Origin of the sequence: Brevibacillus dissolubilis (assembly GCF_006170445.1) — a bacterium.
Taxonomy (GTDB): domain Bacteria; phylum Bacillota; class Bacilli; order Brevibacillales; family Brevibacillaceae; genus Brevibacillus_B; species Brevibacillus_B dissolubilis.
In genome coordinates this window covers 392,249-406,407 of record NZ_VCNA01000004.1, presented here as the reverse complement: position 1 = coordinate 406,407, position 14,159 = coordinate 392,249, and the positions used below count along the sequence as shown (strand labels likewise).

12 protein-coding genes and 2 tRNA genes are annotated in these 14,159 nt (G+C 51.3%); 7 read left to right on the top strand and 7 right to left on the bottom strand.

Annotated elements, in window-relative coordinates:
* Window positions 1–33 precede the first annotated feature (33 nt).
* Window positions 34–2,586: an Ig-like domain-containing protein gene (locus FGI41_RS10875; RefSeq protein WP_139490136.1), complete on the top strand. Its 2,553-nt coding sequence runs from the start codon at window positions 34–36 to the stop codon at window positions 2,584–2,586.
* Between the two features lie 100 nt (window positions 2,587–2,686).
* Here FGI41_RS10875 and FGI41_RS10870 read toward each other — a convergent pair whose 3' ends face one another.
* Window positions 2,687–4,015, bottom strand: a complete 1,329-nt coding sequence (locus FGI41_RS10870) for a hemolysin family protein (protein ID WP_139490207.1) — start codon at window positions 4,013–4,015, stop codon at window positions 2,687–2,689.
* Window positions 4,016–4,371: 356 nt separating this feature from the next.
* Here FGI41_RS10870 and FGI41_RS10865 point away from each other — a divergent pair, with 356 nt between their 5' ends.
* Window positions 4,372–4,986: a YitT family protein gene (locus FGI41_RS10865; RefSeq protein WP_139490135.1), complete on the top strand. Its 615-nt coding sequence runs from the start codon at window positions 4,372–4,374 to the stop codon at window positions 4,984–4,986.
* Between the two features lie 48 nt (window positions 4,987–5,034).
* Here FGI41_RS10865 and FGI41_RS10860 read toward each other — a convergent pair whose 3' ends face one another.
* Complete coding sequence (locus tag FGI41_RS10860) at window positions 5,035–5,394, bottom strand: hypothetical protein (protein ID WP_139490134.1); 360 nt, start codon at window positions 5,392–5,394, stop codon at window positions 5,035–5,037.
* A gap of 102 nt (window positions 5,395–5,496) precedes the next feature.
* Between FGI41_RS10860 and FGI41_RS10855 the strand changes: the two genes are divergently transcribed.
* A complete protein-coding gene (locus FGI41_RS10855; RefSeq protein ID WP_139490133.1) occupies window positions 5,497–6,348 on the top strand; it encodes a PHP domain-containing protein in 852 nt (283 codons plus the stop codon).
* A 103-nt stretch (window positions 6,349–6,451) separates the two neighbouring features.
* On the opposite strand, the gene FGI41_RS10850 is transcribed toward FGI41_RS10855, so the two are convergent.
* From FGI41_RS10850 to FGI41_RS10840, 3 genes are all read right to left on the bottom strand, one after another.
* Complete coding sequence (locus tag FGI41_RS10850) at window positions 6,452–9,901, bottom strand: LamG-like jellyroll fold domain-containing protein (RefSeq protein ID WP_139490132.1); 3,450 nt, start codon at window positions 9,899–9,901, stop codon at window positions 6,452–6,454.
* 198 nt (window positions 9,902–10,099) lie between these two features.
* Window positions 10,100–10,546 (bottom strand): GNAT family N-acetyltransferase, encoded by a 447-nt coding sequence (locus tag FGI41_RS10845; RefSeq protein WP_176560227.1) that lies wholly within the window; start codon window positions 10,544–10,546, stop codon window positions 10,100–10,102.
* Window positions 10,547–10,637: 91 nt separating this feature from the next.
* Window positions 10,638–11,153, bottom strand: a complete 516-nt coding sequence (locus tag FGI41_RS10840; protein WP_139490130.1) for a 2'-5' RNA ligase family protein — start codon at window positions 11,151–11,153, stop codon at window positions 10,638–10,640.
* Window positions 11,154–11,277: 124 nt separating this feature from the next.
* On the opposite strand from FGI41_RS10840, the gene FGI41_RS24920 reads away from it, so the two are divergent.
* Window positions 11,278–11,436 (top strand): hypothetical protein, encoded by a 159-nt coding sequence (locus FGI41_RS24920; RefSeq protein ID WP_176560226.1) that lies wholly within the window; start codon window positions 11,278–11,280, stop codon window positions 11,434–11,436.
* A gap of 22 nt (window positions 11,437–11,458) precedes the next feature.
* Here the strand turns inward: FGI41_RS24920 and FGI41_RS10835 are convergent, their stop codons facing one another.
* Window positions 11,459–12,190, bottom strand: coding sequence for an alpha/beta hydrolase (locus tag FGI41_RS10835; protein ID WP_255298426.1), 732 nt, complete (start codon window positions 12,188–12,190; stop codon window positions 11,459–11,461).
* A gap of 208 nt (window positions 12,191–12,398) precedes the next feature.
* Here FGI41_RS10835 and FGI41_RS10830 point away from each other — a divergent pair, with 208 nt between their 5' ends.
* The 3 genes from FGI41_RS10830 (at window position 12,399) to FGI41_RS10820 (ending at window position 13,369) form a co-directional block, all read left to right on the top strand.
* Entirely contained in the window at window positions 12,399–12,956 is a 558-nt protein-coding gene (locus tag FGI41_RS10830; protein WP_139490129.1) for a phosphatidylglycerophosphatase A family protein, read from the top strand.
* A 236-nt stretch (window positions 12,957–13,192) separates the two neighbouring features.
* Window positions 13,193–13,269: transfer RNA gene (locus tag FGI41_RS10825), tRNA-Ile, on the top strand.
* 24 nt (window positions 13,270–13,293) lie between these two features.
* Window positions 13,294–13,369: transfer RNA gene (locus FGI41_RS10820), tRNA-Val, on the top strand.
* Between the two features lie 177 nt (window positions 13,370–13,546).
* Here the strand turns inward: FGI41_RS10820 and FGI41_RS10815 are convergent.
* Window positions 13,547–14,077, bottom strand: a complete 531-nt coding sequence (locus tag FGI41_RS10815) for a hypothetical protein (protein WP_139490128.1) — start codon at window positions 14,075–14,077, stop codon at window positions 13,547–13,549.
* Window positions 14,078–14,159: the final 82 nt, after the last annotated feature.

Here is a 14,159-nt window from a genome sequence, read left to right as displayed (position 1 = left end):
CCCCCTGATTCTAACAGGAAGGGAGATTCAGAAATGAAAAAAATAGACCGAATCATAAGAACTTCAGCACTAGTATTCACCCTGCTTCACCAGCCCTTCATTGCCTTGGCACAGACGCCAGGCGCTAAAGTGTCCATCCTTGACGTAACCGATAAAAAGCCGGGGGAGACCATCACCATCGCAGGCAGCTCTACCTACTCCACGACGATTTTCAAGGTGATCTCGCCGGAGCAGACGATTGCCTACTACGATATCATGTCCGGTAACGTGGTCAACTTCAGCAAGTCCTTTACCCTTCCGGCTACAGCGACTCCTGGGGTGTATACCATCGTAATCGGGCGTGGGACAGATGTGGCGACAGATACATTCGAACTCATAGCAACACCGACGGAGCCGCCGACGACACCAACCGATCCACCGACAGAACCGCCAACAACGCCAACTGATCCACCGACGGAGCCGCCGACAACGCCAACCGATCCACCAACGGAGCCGCCGACAACGCCAACCGATCCACCAACGGAGCCGCCAACAACGCCGACCGATCCACCGACGGAGCCGCCAACAACGCCAACCGATCCACCGACAGAACCGCCAACGACACCAACCGATCCACCGACGGAGCCGCCAACAACGCCGACGGAGCCGCCGACAACGCCAACCGATCCACCGACGGAGCCGCCAACAACGCCGACCGATCCACCGACGGAGCCGCCGACAACGCCGACCGATCCACCAACGGAACCGCCGACAACGCCAACCGATCCACCGACGGAGCCGCCGACAACACCAACCGATCCACCGACGGAGCCGCCGACAACACCAACCGATCCACCGACGGAGCCGCCAACAACGCCGACCGATCCACCGACGGAGCCGCCGACCATACCGCCTTATCCACCAACGGAGCCGCCGACATCACCGACGATTCCGACCGAGTTCCCGACCACGGTTGACGAGCAACGCGCGCTCAACGACTACGTCATTGCCAACATGCAAGCCTCCCGCGACAGAGAAATCATTTTCCAGCAGGGCAGACTTGCCATCAACGGCCTGGCCAGCTATGTCTACCATGACCGCCAGTTCACCAACAAGTTCGCAATGGTCAACGAAACGATTACTACGGTATTCGGCACATTGGTTGATGAGATGAACGATCAGGATATCAAAGATGAAGCAGTGGCCAGCATCACCCAAGAGATGCTCAACCATGTGCTTATCCCGATGCTCATGGATGTAGAACCTACCGATACGGCTACCGTCCACGAAGCATTGACCACCTTCGAAAACCTGCTCGAAACCGTCATCAGCGAGCTGAAACCAAAAGCAGTGGATGGCTGGCTCGCGGACCATCTCAATATCTGTGTTCTCACCTTGATCGGACATGTCAGCCAAGTACCGCAGAACCAAAGCAACGAGATTGCTGAGCTGACCGCTCAGATCGCAGCTGTTCAAGAGATGATCGCCCGTTTTGAAGCCAAGATGGGTGACAGCGCAGATCTGGTGATCGTAGACCCGTTCGTCCAATATGAATTAACCGATGCCAATGCGACTCTTACCCTCGACAGCAATGCTGTCCAACAGCTCGCCGTCCACGATTACGGATTTACAGTCAAGTCTGCCGACGGAAACGCGGTTACCCTGCCAACCGAACTGCTTGACAACTACCAAGACCAGGATCTGCGCCTCCAATTTGCAGATACGACCAACGGCATCAGCGCGCGCGGGGTTTTGGACGTGGCAGGTACCGTCATCGATACGTATACAGCGGGTATCCAACCAGACGGCAAGACGAGCGACACCTTCCAAGTGCTGCTCTACGCAGGTGACCGCCGCATCACACAGCTTCATGATCAAGAAGCCTTGCGCATCACCATCCCATTTGAGTCCACCAAGAATCTGTACGCCTCCTACTATGATGAGAAAACGAAGAAATGGAACATTCTCGCAGATGGCAACATGGCCAAGGAAGTGACAGTTCAGAACCATTCAGCAAGCTTTACCACCAGTCAACTCGCGCCGCACCGCTTGGAGGAAGTGACCGTCAGCCGCATCTCGTTTGCTGACCGCAAGCTGACCCTCTTCCCAGGTGCAGCCTACCCGCTTTCTGTGGTAACCGCAGTTCCGGGCACTAGCTACCGCCTAGATCTGAGCGGAACGGACAAGGGCACCAGCTACACCAGCAGCGATACGGATGTTGCCACGATCAACGAAGACGGAGTGGTAACGGTCAATCCAGAAGCCAAGGCGGGTACACGCGTCACGATCACCGCCGAAAACAACAAGAAGACCAGCAAGATGACGCTTACCGTGCAACCTCTCTACGCCATCAAGCTAGAGCCACGCAGCTTGAAGGTCAAAGCGGGGGAGAGCACCACGCTCACCGTCACCGCCTATCTGTCTGACAAATCGAAGCTGGATGTCACTACCCATGGCGTCGTCTACGAATCCAGCAATCAAGACATCGCCACCATCGATGACAATGGAGTCCTTACCGTCAACGCCAAGGCAAAAGCAGGGGACAAAGTAACCCTCGAAGCCACCTACCAAGGCAAGACCTCCCGTGTACAATTGACCGTCCACTAGGAAAAGAGTACGCAACCAAAAAACCAAAAAAGGACTCATCCGCTGATCAATCCGATCAATCGAATGAGTCCTTCTTTTTTTATGGGAAGCAGTGATTGCCTTATTGCGCTTGCATTAATATCCCGTCTTCATCCGCATTTTCTTCTGTCTCCAGCTGTTCAATGCCCACCCGTGTGATACGGTGGTTCTCCAACTCGGTAATCGTAAACACATAATTGCTGTACGTTACCGTTTTGCCCTTCGCCACCTCTTCATTCAGCTGACTGTACAGCCAGCCGGCGATGGTGTCGACGTCATCGGAGTGGATTTCCACAGGAATAATATCATTCAATTCAGAGAGCAGGGTCTTACCAGAGACGGAAAGCGTATTGTCGTTATTCTCGATATCAGGACGTTCGTGCTCGTCGAATTCGTCTTGAATATCGCCGACAATCTCTTCTAAGATGTCTTCCATCGTGATCAGACCAGCCGTCCCGCCGTACTCGTCGATGACGATGGCGAGCTGGGAGCGGCGTTTTTGCATCAGGCGCAGTACGTGACTGATCTCCATCGATTCAGGCACGGTCAGAACAGGGCGGATGAAGTTCTCCAGCTTGGTTCGATCGCCATTGGTCAGCGCGGTGAGATAAAAATCGGTAGCGTGGACAAATCCGATGATCCGGTCTTTATCCTCATGCGCGACAGGGAAACGGGAGTGGCGTGATTCGCGGATGATCTCCAGATTCTCCTCAAACGTATTGTCGTCATACAGGCAGACGATGTCAATCCGCGGAATCATGATCTCGCGGGCCAATCGTTCGGAGAATTCGAACACATTGTCCACCAAGTCCATCTCTTCTTGGTCGATATGACCGCTTTTGTGGCTCTCGTTGACGAGGAGGCGGATCTCTTCTTCCGTATGTGCGGATTCGTGCTCGCTCGCAGGAGTCAGACCGACGAGACGCAGGAAGAAGGTCGCGGTACCATTCAACAGCCAGATCGCCGGATAGCTGAGTTTATAGAAAAACATCAGCGGAGCGGCCACCCAGAGAGAAGTGGATTCGGCTTTTTGGATGGCGAGCGATTTTGGCGCCAACTCACCCAAGACAATGTGCAAAAACGTAATGATCGCAAAAGCAATCGCGATGGAAATCGTGTGGATCATCGCTTCAGAAGCCATGCCAGCCAGAAGCGGCTCGACGATGAGTTCAGCAATCACTGGCTCACCGACCCAACCAAGCCCCAGAGACGCCAGCGTAATCCCCAGCTGACAAGCTGAGAGGTACGCATCCAACTGCTGGGAAATGCTTTGCGCGTACTTGGCACGTTTGTTGCCATCACTGACAAGCTGGGCCAAGCGTGTTTGGCGTACTTTCACCAATGCAAATTCTGCTGCTACGAAAAATCCGTTTAGAAAAACCAGGAAAATAACCAAAAGCAGGTTGATCATGATCTCACTTAACGGACCTATCGGTATACTCTCCAAATAACTCTCCGCCTCTTTCCGCAGAAACAGGGGAGAATTCACCTCCACGTTTTAGTTTTATCGGTACATGATTCAGATATACAGATCATGTCGAATATATGCAAACTTACTGTATAGTATATCAGTTTGAAAAGGATTCAGTCAAAACTTGATATGCCACCCTGTACGTTCAAAAATCCTCCTGATCCGTCTTCTTCTGTCAAGAACGGTGTTTTGCATGTATTCTTGAGCCGCAGAAGCGCAATGCGCGGTTTTAGGACATACCCGCCCCCATATGTGAATACGATGAGAAAGGAGAGCAGAGCGTCAGGGGGGAAGACATGCTCAAGAAAACCTTCATCGTCATTCTCGGAAGCCTGCTGGTGGCAATCGGTGTGAATATGTTTTTAGTTGCTCAAAAGTTAATGGACGGTGGAATGATCGGAGTCGGTCTGTTAGCCAAGTACTATCTCGGCTTATCGCCGGGATGGGTGATGATTTTGGCGAGTGTACCGATTTATATCTGGGTGTTTGTGTATGACCGCAATTTGTTTTACCATAGTTTGCATGGGTTGTTGCTTTCGTCGTTTTTTATTGATCTGTTGAGTCCGATGCGGGCGTGGAGCGATTTTCCTGTGCCGTTTGCCGTAGTGCTTGGCGGGACGACGATTGGTGCGGGGATTGGTATCATGCTCGCTTATGACACCAATACAGGGGGAACCGATCTGGTCGCACAGTTTATCTCCAAGCGGACGAAGATCCCGGTGGCACTCTTGATCTTTCTGATCGACGGGGTGATTATCTCGGCTGCTTTTTGGGCGATTGGGCCGTCCCACACGTTTTACTCGCTGGTGACGATTCTGGCGGCTGCGGTAGCGACCCATTACTTCTGCGAGATCGAAAAGGGGGAGCAGTGGGAGAGTGTACCGCTGTCTGCGTTTTTACGGAAGAAATGACAAAACAGCCCCTGATCGGGTTTTATCGTCCATTCAGGGGCATCTGTATCAGGTGTCGCTGTCGGCGGGCAGGAGATAGGCAGCGAGCTCTTTTAATTTGTCTTCGGCGGCCCGTTTGACTGCCTGGGGGATCACGAACGATTCATCTGGGCCATAGATGAGGATTTTGGCTTCGAGGTAAGGATGACCGATTTTGACCGACAGCTCCCCTTTACCCGAACCCCCATGTGTAATGCTGGTGGGAATGCGAAGGAAATAAGAGGTGCTCGTCGAAGAATCATAGATGACCACGTCATAAATCGGTACAGAACCTTCACCCACCCGGCGGAAACCTTGCTGGCGCAGGGTCCTGTCTACATAGGAAAGAGGCTGGATGACTCCGGTTACCGTTTTGTTTTTGAGTTGCAAATAGGAATCCCCCTTTGAGAATATGCGCATTTGTACTGTATCTATATGAAGATGGATGGGATTTCAGACTGAAAATGAATTTTATCGATGAGGTGAAGTCACATGGAAATCAAAGCAGATCTACACTCGCATACCGTCGCTTCTGACGGCTCATGCCAGCCGGCGGAGAATGTCCGCATCGCCAAGGAGCAGGGACTGGCCGCACTGGCGATCACGGATCACGACACTGTGGCAGGGGTGGCTGAAGCCATCGAAGCGGGCAAGGAATTAGGGATCGAGGTCATCCCAGGAGTCGAGATCAGCACAGCGGCGAAGGGGCAGGATATCCACGTGCTGGGCTATTTCGTTCCTTATGATCAGGAATCGTTCCGCGAAAAACTGACCGGACTGCGCGACGTGCGCCACCAGCGCAACATCCAGCTGATCAAGCGGCTCAATGAACTCGGCGTCGAGATCACCCTCGAAGATGTCTACCGCCGCAAGACAGGCCCGGACAAAAACATCGGCCGCCCGCACATCGCCGAAGAGCTGATGGAAAAGGGCTATGTAGAGTCTGTCGCAGAAGCCTTCGATAAATACCTCGGCAAAACAGGCAGCGCCTACGTCAATGTGGAGCGCATCTCCCCGCAGCAGGCGATCGACCTGATCAAAAAATCAGGCGGTGCCGCGGTACTTGCACACCCGGGTCTATATGACGACGATGAGCTGGTAGAAGAATTGATCGTCTACGGACTGGACGGCATCGAGGCCTATCATCCCGACAACAGCCCTGAGCAGGTCAAAGAATACGAGCGCCTCGCCGATGAGTACGGCCTCATCCGCACCGGCGGCTCCGACTTCCACGGCTACCGTGGGCCGGAACCGTTCCATGCGATGCTTGGTTCTTATACTGCACCGCTTGATACCGTGGCCAAACTGCGCAAGCTGACAGAGATGCGTAAAGCAAAGCTGTAAAGGCTAGAAGATCTTCATGATAAAAAAAGCAAGCACGGCTCCCGCGTTGGGGAACTGTGCTTGCTTTTTTGTTGTCTGATCCTGATCAATTAAAGAGGTGAGCTTATTGCGATTGCGGGTCACTATCGGGTGAGACCGGATCTGTGCGCGTCACATCTGTTTCAGTCAGAATGGTTGGTTGACTGGATTCTGTCGGCGCAGGAACATCCACCGCAGCAGGAGTCGTCACAACCAATTTCTCAGGCATGCTCTCACCTGTTTGATTCGCCGCCTGTACCGAATACGTGTAGGTTGTGCCCGGACTCAGACCCGTGTCGGTAAACCCGCTGCCATACACAGACCGGCCGACCGTCAATCCGTCGCGTTTGAAGATATAGTCATCTGCTGATGAATGAGGCGTCCAGTTGATTTTGACCGAGTCAGACAGCACTTCGGCCGCCTGCGGATTCAGCTTGGCGGTTACGAATAGGACACCGGTTGCTGTGTTGCCGTATCGCGAAGAATCAAAGGCTTGGTAGGTAGATAGTGCTCCCAGCTTCCAATACCCGACCAGACCTGTTTCTTGACCCGTCAAGGTCGTGTTGACATACGTCTGGATTTGCGTCCGGGTGCGGGCGTGATTCCAGATCCGCAATTCACTTAATTTGCCGCGGAAATTATAGAAGGAGCCGCCTTTGAAATGACCGAACCGGATCATCGGGGATACCTGTCTGGAGCTGATCGAGGTCTCGGACAAGCGGTGGGTCAGTACCTGTTTTTCCCCATTCAGATACAGCTGTACGGTACTCGGGGAAGGGACGCCATTGTAGAAGACAGCGGCCACATGTGTCCAGGTATTGAGCATCTTATCCGCAGGTACCCCAAGCAGATTATCCTGCCCGGTATTAAACCCGAAGGAATTACTTACAAATTCCAGGTCATAGGTGTCCTCCCAACTGAAAGGCATCACCGCATTTTTCCCATCCCAGTACACCCAGAACTCTACCGTGTTTTTGGCTCCGGGAGTCGTATTGACCGCTACATTCTGCGCGGTCATCGTGTCGTCCACACCGTCAAATGACAAGGAAGAAGCCCTCGGTACATCCGGCACGGCTACGAACGGATCACGGAAAGAGAATGAAAAGAAATCACTTGTGGTCACGCCAAAGGCAGCCCCGTCGATCTTGGTCTTGTCTATGGAGACGCTGGCCTGTGAGATACTGTCTGCGGCCTGATGGGCAGTGGCTTTGCCGGTAAAAGTAAGCTTCAGCTCTGTGTCGCTCATACGGGTCACCTCTACGCCAAGTCCGGTGGGGAGAGGATTGATCGTGACACCCGTGCTCATGTCAGCCATAAATGTACCGTTCTTCATATAGACGGACTGGGTGACACTGATGCTACCGTCATTTTCATCTGCCTCTGGAATTACGGGAGTGGAGACGGTTAGCGTTGGAGGAGGGGCTGCTGCAGTCAATTCAGCCTCCTGAATGCTGATGTTTTTCGTATTTTCATAGCCATTGTAAGGCTTAAAATGCAGGCGGTATTTCCGATAATAGTTGGGGTTATGAATCGCAAATTCTCTCTTGACTCCTTGTTTCCAGGTCGTCACGACTTCAGGGGTACTGATACTGGTCCAGTTGCCTCCATTCGATGCTTTGACTTCCCAGGTGATCGGGGTATTGGCAAAAGCAGTGTCAGATGGAGGGGTCAGCGTATACTTGGTGATCCGCTTTTCCGCTGGGAACTCGATCTCAATGTAGCGCCCGTCTGTAGAACCGACCGGATAATCCATCGTAAAGCCAGTGGTTGGGCTGTCATCAAAGATCTTGAAGACCTCTGTCTGATTGATCGTGGTATTTGAACTGAGGATGCCTGACGGTGTGGTGTTGCTCGTCATCTTCGGCATGCTGTCCAGATCGTTTACGGAAAAAGTAAATGGGGCAGACGTGACATTGCTGCCAGGTCCGGATGCCGTTCCTGTCCGAAGTACGCCGGATGCATTCACGACGACTTTGGCGTTGGTGATATCTTGGGCCGAACCGAATTGTTTGGCTACACCAGAGTATGCCAGAGACAGCTGGCGATCATTGAGTCTATTTACAGATACTTGCAAACCTTCTGGTAATTTCTCTACCAGTACGCCCGAGGACATATCAGCAGCAAATGTACCGCTGCTAAGCGTCACGACCTGTGTCTGTGAGACAGAGCCGTCATTGGCATATCCTTCACTGATTACGCTTTCATTTAGTAAGAGACGCGGATTATACAGCCCGTTCATTTCAATCTCGGCAACAGAGACAGAGGTATTGCCAGATTCCCCGTTGGCTCCAGTAAAACGGAACCGGTACCTTTTATACGTACCCGGTGTATCGACGACAAACTCCAGCTTCTGGCCTGCCTTCCATTTGGGCCAAACATTGACGGTATCGATCACTTTCCAGCCCGTACCATCGTAGGCTTCCAGCAGCCATGTGACCGGGGCCCATTTCACATAAGAGTTGGAGGGGGGAGTCATCGTATATTTCTCGATTTTTTCCGGTGCTGTGAATTCATACTCGATCCAGATCCCATTGACAGGATCTTCTGCCAGATTCACGGTCTGATAACTGTTGATGTCATCGTCAAACACTTTATAGGACAGACTCAGATTCATGGTGGCGTTGGTCAGGGTCTGTTCGAATCCAGTCTGGTTCTTTGTCATTTTCGGGACAAAATCCACATCAAATACGGAAAAGGTAAAGGGAGGAGAGATTACATCAGCAGGAGCATTCCCTATACCGCCAAGACCAATCACCTTGCTCTTATCCAAGGTCACAGTGGCGTCCGTGATATCTGTCTGGACACCTACACCAGATGCCTGACCGAGAAAGGTAATCGTCAATACGTAATTACTGGTTCTCGCCACACTGGCCGTAAGTCCGGCAGGCAGCTTATTGACGGTTAGACCGCTGGCTGCATCAGCAGTGAGAGTGCCGCTTGTCAAGGTGACTGTCTGTCTGGTAGAGACGGTACCGTCATTTTGATGGCCTTCACTGATAATCGGCTCTCCCACTAACAGACGCGGTCGAAAGGGACCGATCAGTTCCAGCTCTGCGAGCGAGATCGTAGTGACATTGCTGTAATTGGATGACCCCGTAAAACGGAGGCGGTAGCTGGGATAAGATCCAGGTGTGTCTACGGTGAATTCCTGCTTGACACCTGCTTGCCAGACAGGGGCTTGGGACTGTGTATCGACGATCTTCCACCCCGTACCGTCATACCCTTCCAAAACCCAGGTGGTCGGAGCCCAGTTCACATAGCTGTTGGAGGCGGGAGTAATCGTGTACGTGTTCACTTGCTCATCAGTGAGGAAGTCATAGGAGACCCATCTCATCTGCTCGATGGCAGTGCTCCTGGAAAAATCGGTAATCCAGGTGGCAGCTGCACTGTCATCAAAAATCGTATAAGCCGAGGATGCATTCAGCGTGGAGTTTGTATGAACAAGACCGCTTGGTGTAGCCTTGTCAGTCATTTTGGGGACAAGATCAAATGTATTACCTAATCCATCGGCCGCATAGGAAACCTCAGTTACCAATGGATACCCTCCATAAGATGTCAGAAGGAGAAGAAGCGCAAGAATGGAGAGAAACCATCTTTTTGCCTGTTTCACATAGAATACCTCCTCATGTACTTAGATGTATATTTGAGTTGCTAGGTAAGATTTTACTATAGAAAAGAAAAAGGGAATAGTCGCCTAGGACTATTCCCTACCGTTAAATATCGTTCCTTTTTCCTATATATTCTTTTTCATCGCAATATGATCAATCCCGGCTTCATCAAAAACCTCACCAAAAGGCTCGTACCCCAGCTTCTCATAAAACACCTGGGCATGGCACTGCGCGTTCAGCTTCAAAAGTTCAAACCCGCGCTGCTTCGCCTGCTCTTCAAGATGAAGCATGATTTTTTTGCCGATCCCGGTGCCGCGTTCGCTCTCTAGTACCGCGACACGCTCCACCTTGCCCACGCCTGTATCATAGGTACGGACACGGCCGGTCGCTACTGGTTGGTTGTCTCTGTAAGCGACCGCATGCAGGGTCTCGCCATCCGGCTTGTCATGCTCGTCAATCTCCAAGTCCTCCGGCACCTGCTGCTCCTCGATGAATACCACACGGCGCACCGCGAGCGCATCCTGCATGGTCTTGTCATCCGCTACATTTCGAATGGTATATTCTGTACTCATATCTCTCATCCTTTCTATACCCGCTCATCAGCATTTCTAATCCTCATACGGAAAAGAAAAGACCCTCTATATAAGAGGATCTTCGGCTATCTTACACTTTTTTCAGCAAGAACGTCTGATGTACATTCCAGACGCCGTCTTCCAGCTGGTAAACCAAGTGGATTCGGTCGATCTCGGATTGCAGATCAAGCTTCGTCATGCCAAGCTGTCCGACGACATCCTTCAGCTCATCGCTCGGCAGGTCGCGCCCGATGGTCAGATGCGGGACAAATGCAAAGGTTTCTTTATGGGCGGAGAGACAACCCTCGTTCAGCTTATCGTGCAGTGCAGTCACGGTGTCTTTTTCCTGAACGGAGAAGTAAATCACGTTGGTGGTCGGGTGGAAGGTACCGACACGGTGGAAGTTCAGAGTGAAAGCCTCTGTAGAGTCAGCTACCTGCTGCAGATGAGCTACCAGCTCAGGCAGATTCGCTTCATCTAGTTCAAAAGCCTCTTTCAGACGCATAAAAGGCGGAATCGTAGCATAAGTCGGGTCGTAGCGCTTCCGATATGAATTGGCGATTTCTTGGACTTTGCTAGATGGGAAAATGACAACACTATACTTCACAGAAATCCCTCCTTATGATCATTTCACTATTTTAACAGAAAATTCTCCACTTGTGTAATCTTATGCGTCATCTCGTATATTCCTGCCTGTCCGGGAAAGACTAGAGACAGGAGGTGGAAAAAAATTGAAGTTAGCTATTATGATGACTTATGCATTTTTAGGACTTCTTTTGCTCTTATTCCTCATGGGCAGTATTCTCAACGCAATCCGGCATTCCGATTACGAAGAGGCGGTCGCCACACCGAGACCAGACGAGCCCAAGCCGGAGCCTGACGTGCACTAAGCCTGCATGCATTCCTTACGCCTTATCCCGCATATAGATGACGCAAAATCAGCGGCAGATTCGCCTGCCAATATCCCCAAGTATGATCACCCTCGAAGGTTCTATACGCGAGGGTGATTCCTTTTGTCAACAGGATATCACGCATCCGCTCATTGCCATGCACCAGATCCAAGTCCCCGCGCGAGGTCTCCACGGCGGTCTCCTCAAGCCCGATCTCCAAATATACATTCAGATGGGCTAGGGCAGCCTGATTCTCCACCATCTCACACAGCGCATCGTCAAACGCTCCCGACTGTGACGCCACCTGCCCGAATGTATTCGGATACGTCAGCGCGGTAAACAATGACACCACGCCACCGAGCGAATCCCCGATCAGCGTACGCGCCGAGCCGAGTGGATTGGTCGAGTAATGACGGTCGATGTAATTGACTACCTCTTCCGCCAGAAAACGCGTGTAGGCCGCATGCATCGAACCGTTCGGATGATAGCGCTTACTTCGCTGCGCCTTATCCACCGGCAAAAATACTGCGATCAGATCTGGAATTTCTTTATCCGTCGCAAACTGGTCGAGCAAAGAGGCGAGACGACCCATCGCCAGGTAGTCCGATCCATCCTGCACATACAACACCGGATAGCTGTACAGCGGGCTGTAGCGATACGGTGTATAAATCACGATCTGCTCCGAAGTCCCCAAATACTTGCTCTCGAGGGTCACTTCTGTCAGAGTTCCTTTCAGCAAATCAACGCCAGACAAACCCAACAACCCCTTTGCATTTCAATCTTATCCATTATAACGCATTTTGACACCCCACAGTAAAGGGGGCCCAGCACACCCGGCCCAATGGAAAAAAAGGGTGCCCCAACGAAATGTTGTCGCAATTCTTTGTCAATGTGGTAGTATATAAGGTAAGAAGTCTATTCAAATAAATTTCACTTTTTGCCAGTGGAAGGGGTTGGTTTTCATGACCAAGCAGGTGCACAGTAAGGTTGTCCGAGAAGCTGCACTCCAACGTCTCATCGACCGGGGCGTCAATGTAGAGGACATCGCAGAGATCGTCTTCCTCATGCAGTCCCCGTATCATCCCAACCTCACCATGGAACCGTGCATTGCCAGCGTCAATGCCGTCCTCGAAAAGCGTGAGATCCAACACGCCATCCTCGTTGGCGTCGAATTAGATATGCTCGCCGAAAAAGGCTTGCTTTCCGAACCGATCCAATCCATCATCGCCCAAGACGAAGGCCTCTTCGGGTGTGACGAGACACTGGCCTTAGGCTCTGTGTTCACGTTCGGCAGCATCGCCGTCACCACCTTCGGCCATCTCGATAAACAAAAGGTCGGCGTCATCAAACGCCTCGACACCAAATCCTCCGGCCAAGTCCACACCTTCCTCGACGACCTCGTCGCAAGCATTGCCTCCAATGCCTCCAGCCGCATGGCACACCGCCTGCGCGATGAGCAGGAAGCGCAATTGGATGCACAAGAGGGCAATGAGGCGGACGGTGAGCAGCAGGCGGGATAAAGTTGTGGTGTAAAGCAAAAAAGGGGACAGGGATGAATCTTTGTCCCCTTTTTTCCGTTCGGATTGATTTGCTTACGAAGTAGTTTGTTTCCTTATGGATATGGCTGAATGTTTTGTGCGGAATGACAGAAAAAGAATAAAAAAACGAAAAAAGGTCTTGTGTTTTTGTTTGAGATCGTGTATATTAATTTTTGTTGACACGAGATTCACTTTTCCTCGTATGGAGAAGGATACGAGGGCCCTTAGCTCAGTTGGTCAGAGCGGTCGGCTCATAACCGATTGGTCGTAGGTTCGAGTCCTACAGGGCCCACCAGATAATAATTTTTATACCAACAATGATCCGGTAGCTCAGTTGGGAGAGCACCATCTTGACAGGGTGGGGGTCGCTGGTTCGAACCCAGTCCGGATCACCATACATATGAATGTTAGAACCTCTTGCAGAGATGCAGGAGGTTTTTTTGTTTGTGTTCGTACCGTGGGGGTGACACGAGGGGGGAGTGGTCACGCAGTGTCAGAGTAGGTGTAGGGGAGTTTTTGTGATCCAAAACAAAAAGAGCCGCAGGTTAACGCGGCTCCCATTGATTCTATTCTTAGTGACCGTATGTATTTGTAGCCCAGACAGGTTGCCAGCTGCTGCTCTTTGTATCATAAAGAGTCACATTGCCGTCATCTTGAACATACAGTGTGTCGCCAACGAGGCCTGTTGGTACTGGCACACCCATTGATCCGTAGTGTTGTCTCATCCAACCCGCGGTATCGGCTGTCCAGAACACATGAGTGTCTCTAAGATCTTTGAGTTGAAGAACTCCGTTGGTGTTGAGCACCAATTTATCTGGATATACATAAACAGGTTTTTGAAGGAAGTAATCATAATAAAGCTCAAAGCTTTTGTTATCAGTGTTGGTATCCCAGAGGCCATTACCGGACATATAATGTACTAGATTCCCATCTTGTTGCATGACGAGAGCAAATCTACCATCAGCAGATTGTAACATTTGGCCCTTCGCAAGTGTTTCGCCAGGTTTGAGAGTGTTCTTTGCAAAAGCCGCAGAAACAACGGAGAGCTGAAGCATGGATACTGCAAGTAAAATAAAAGCAGACTTCTTCGCAATTTTTTTCATAGTAGTTTGCTCCTTTGTAGGGAAGATTTTTAATTGCTAGTAAAATATACCATGTCAATCTAATAGGAGCAACTAGTTTTTT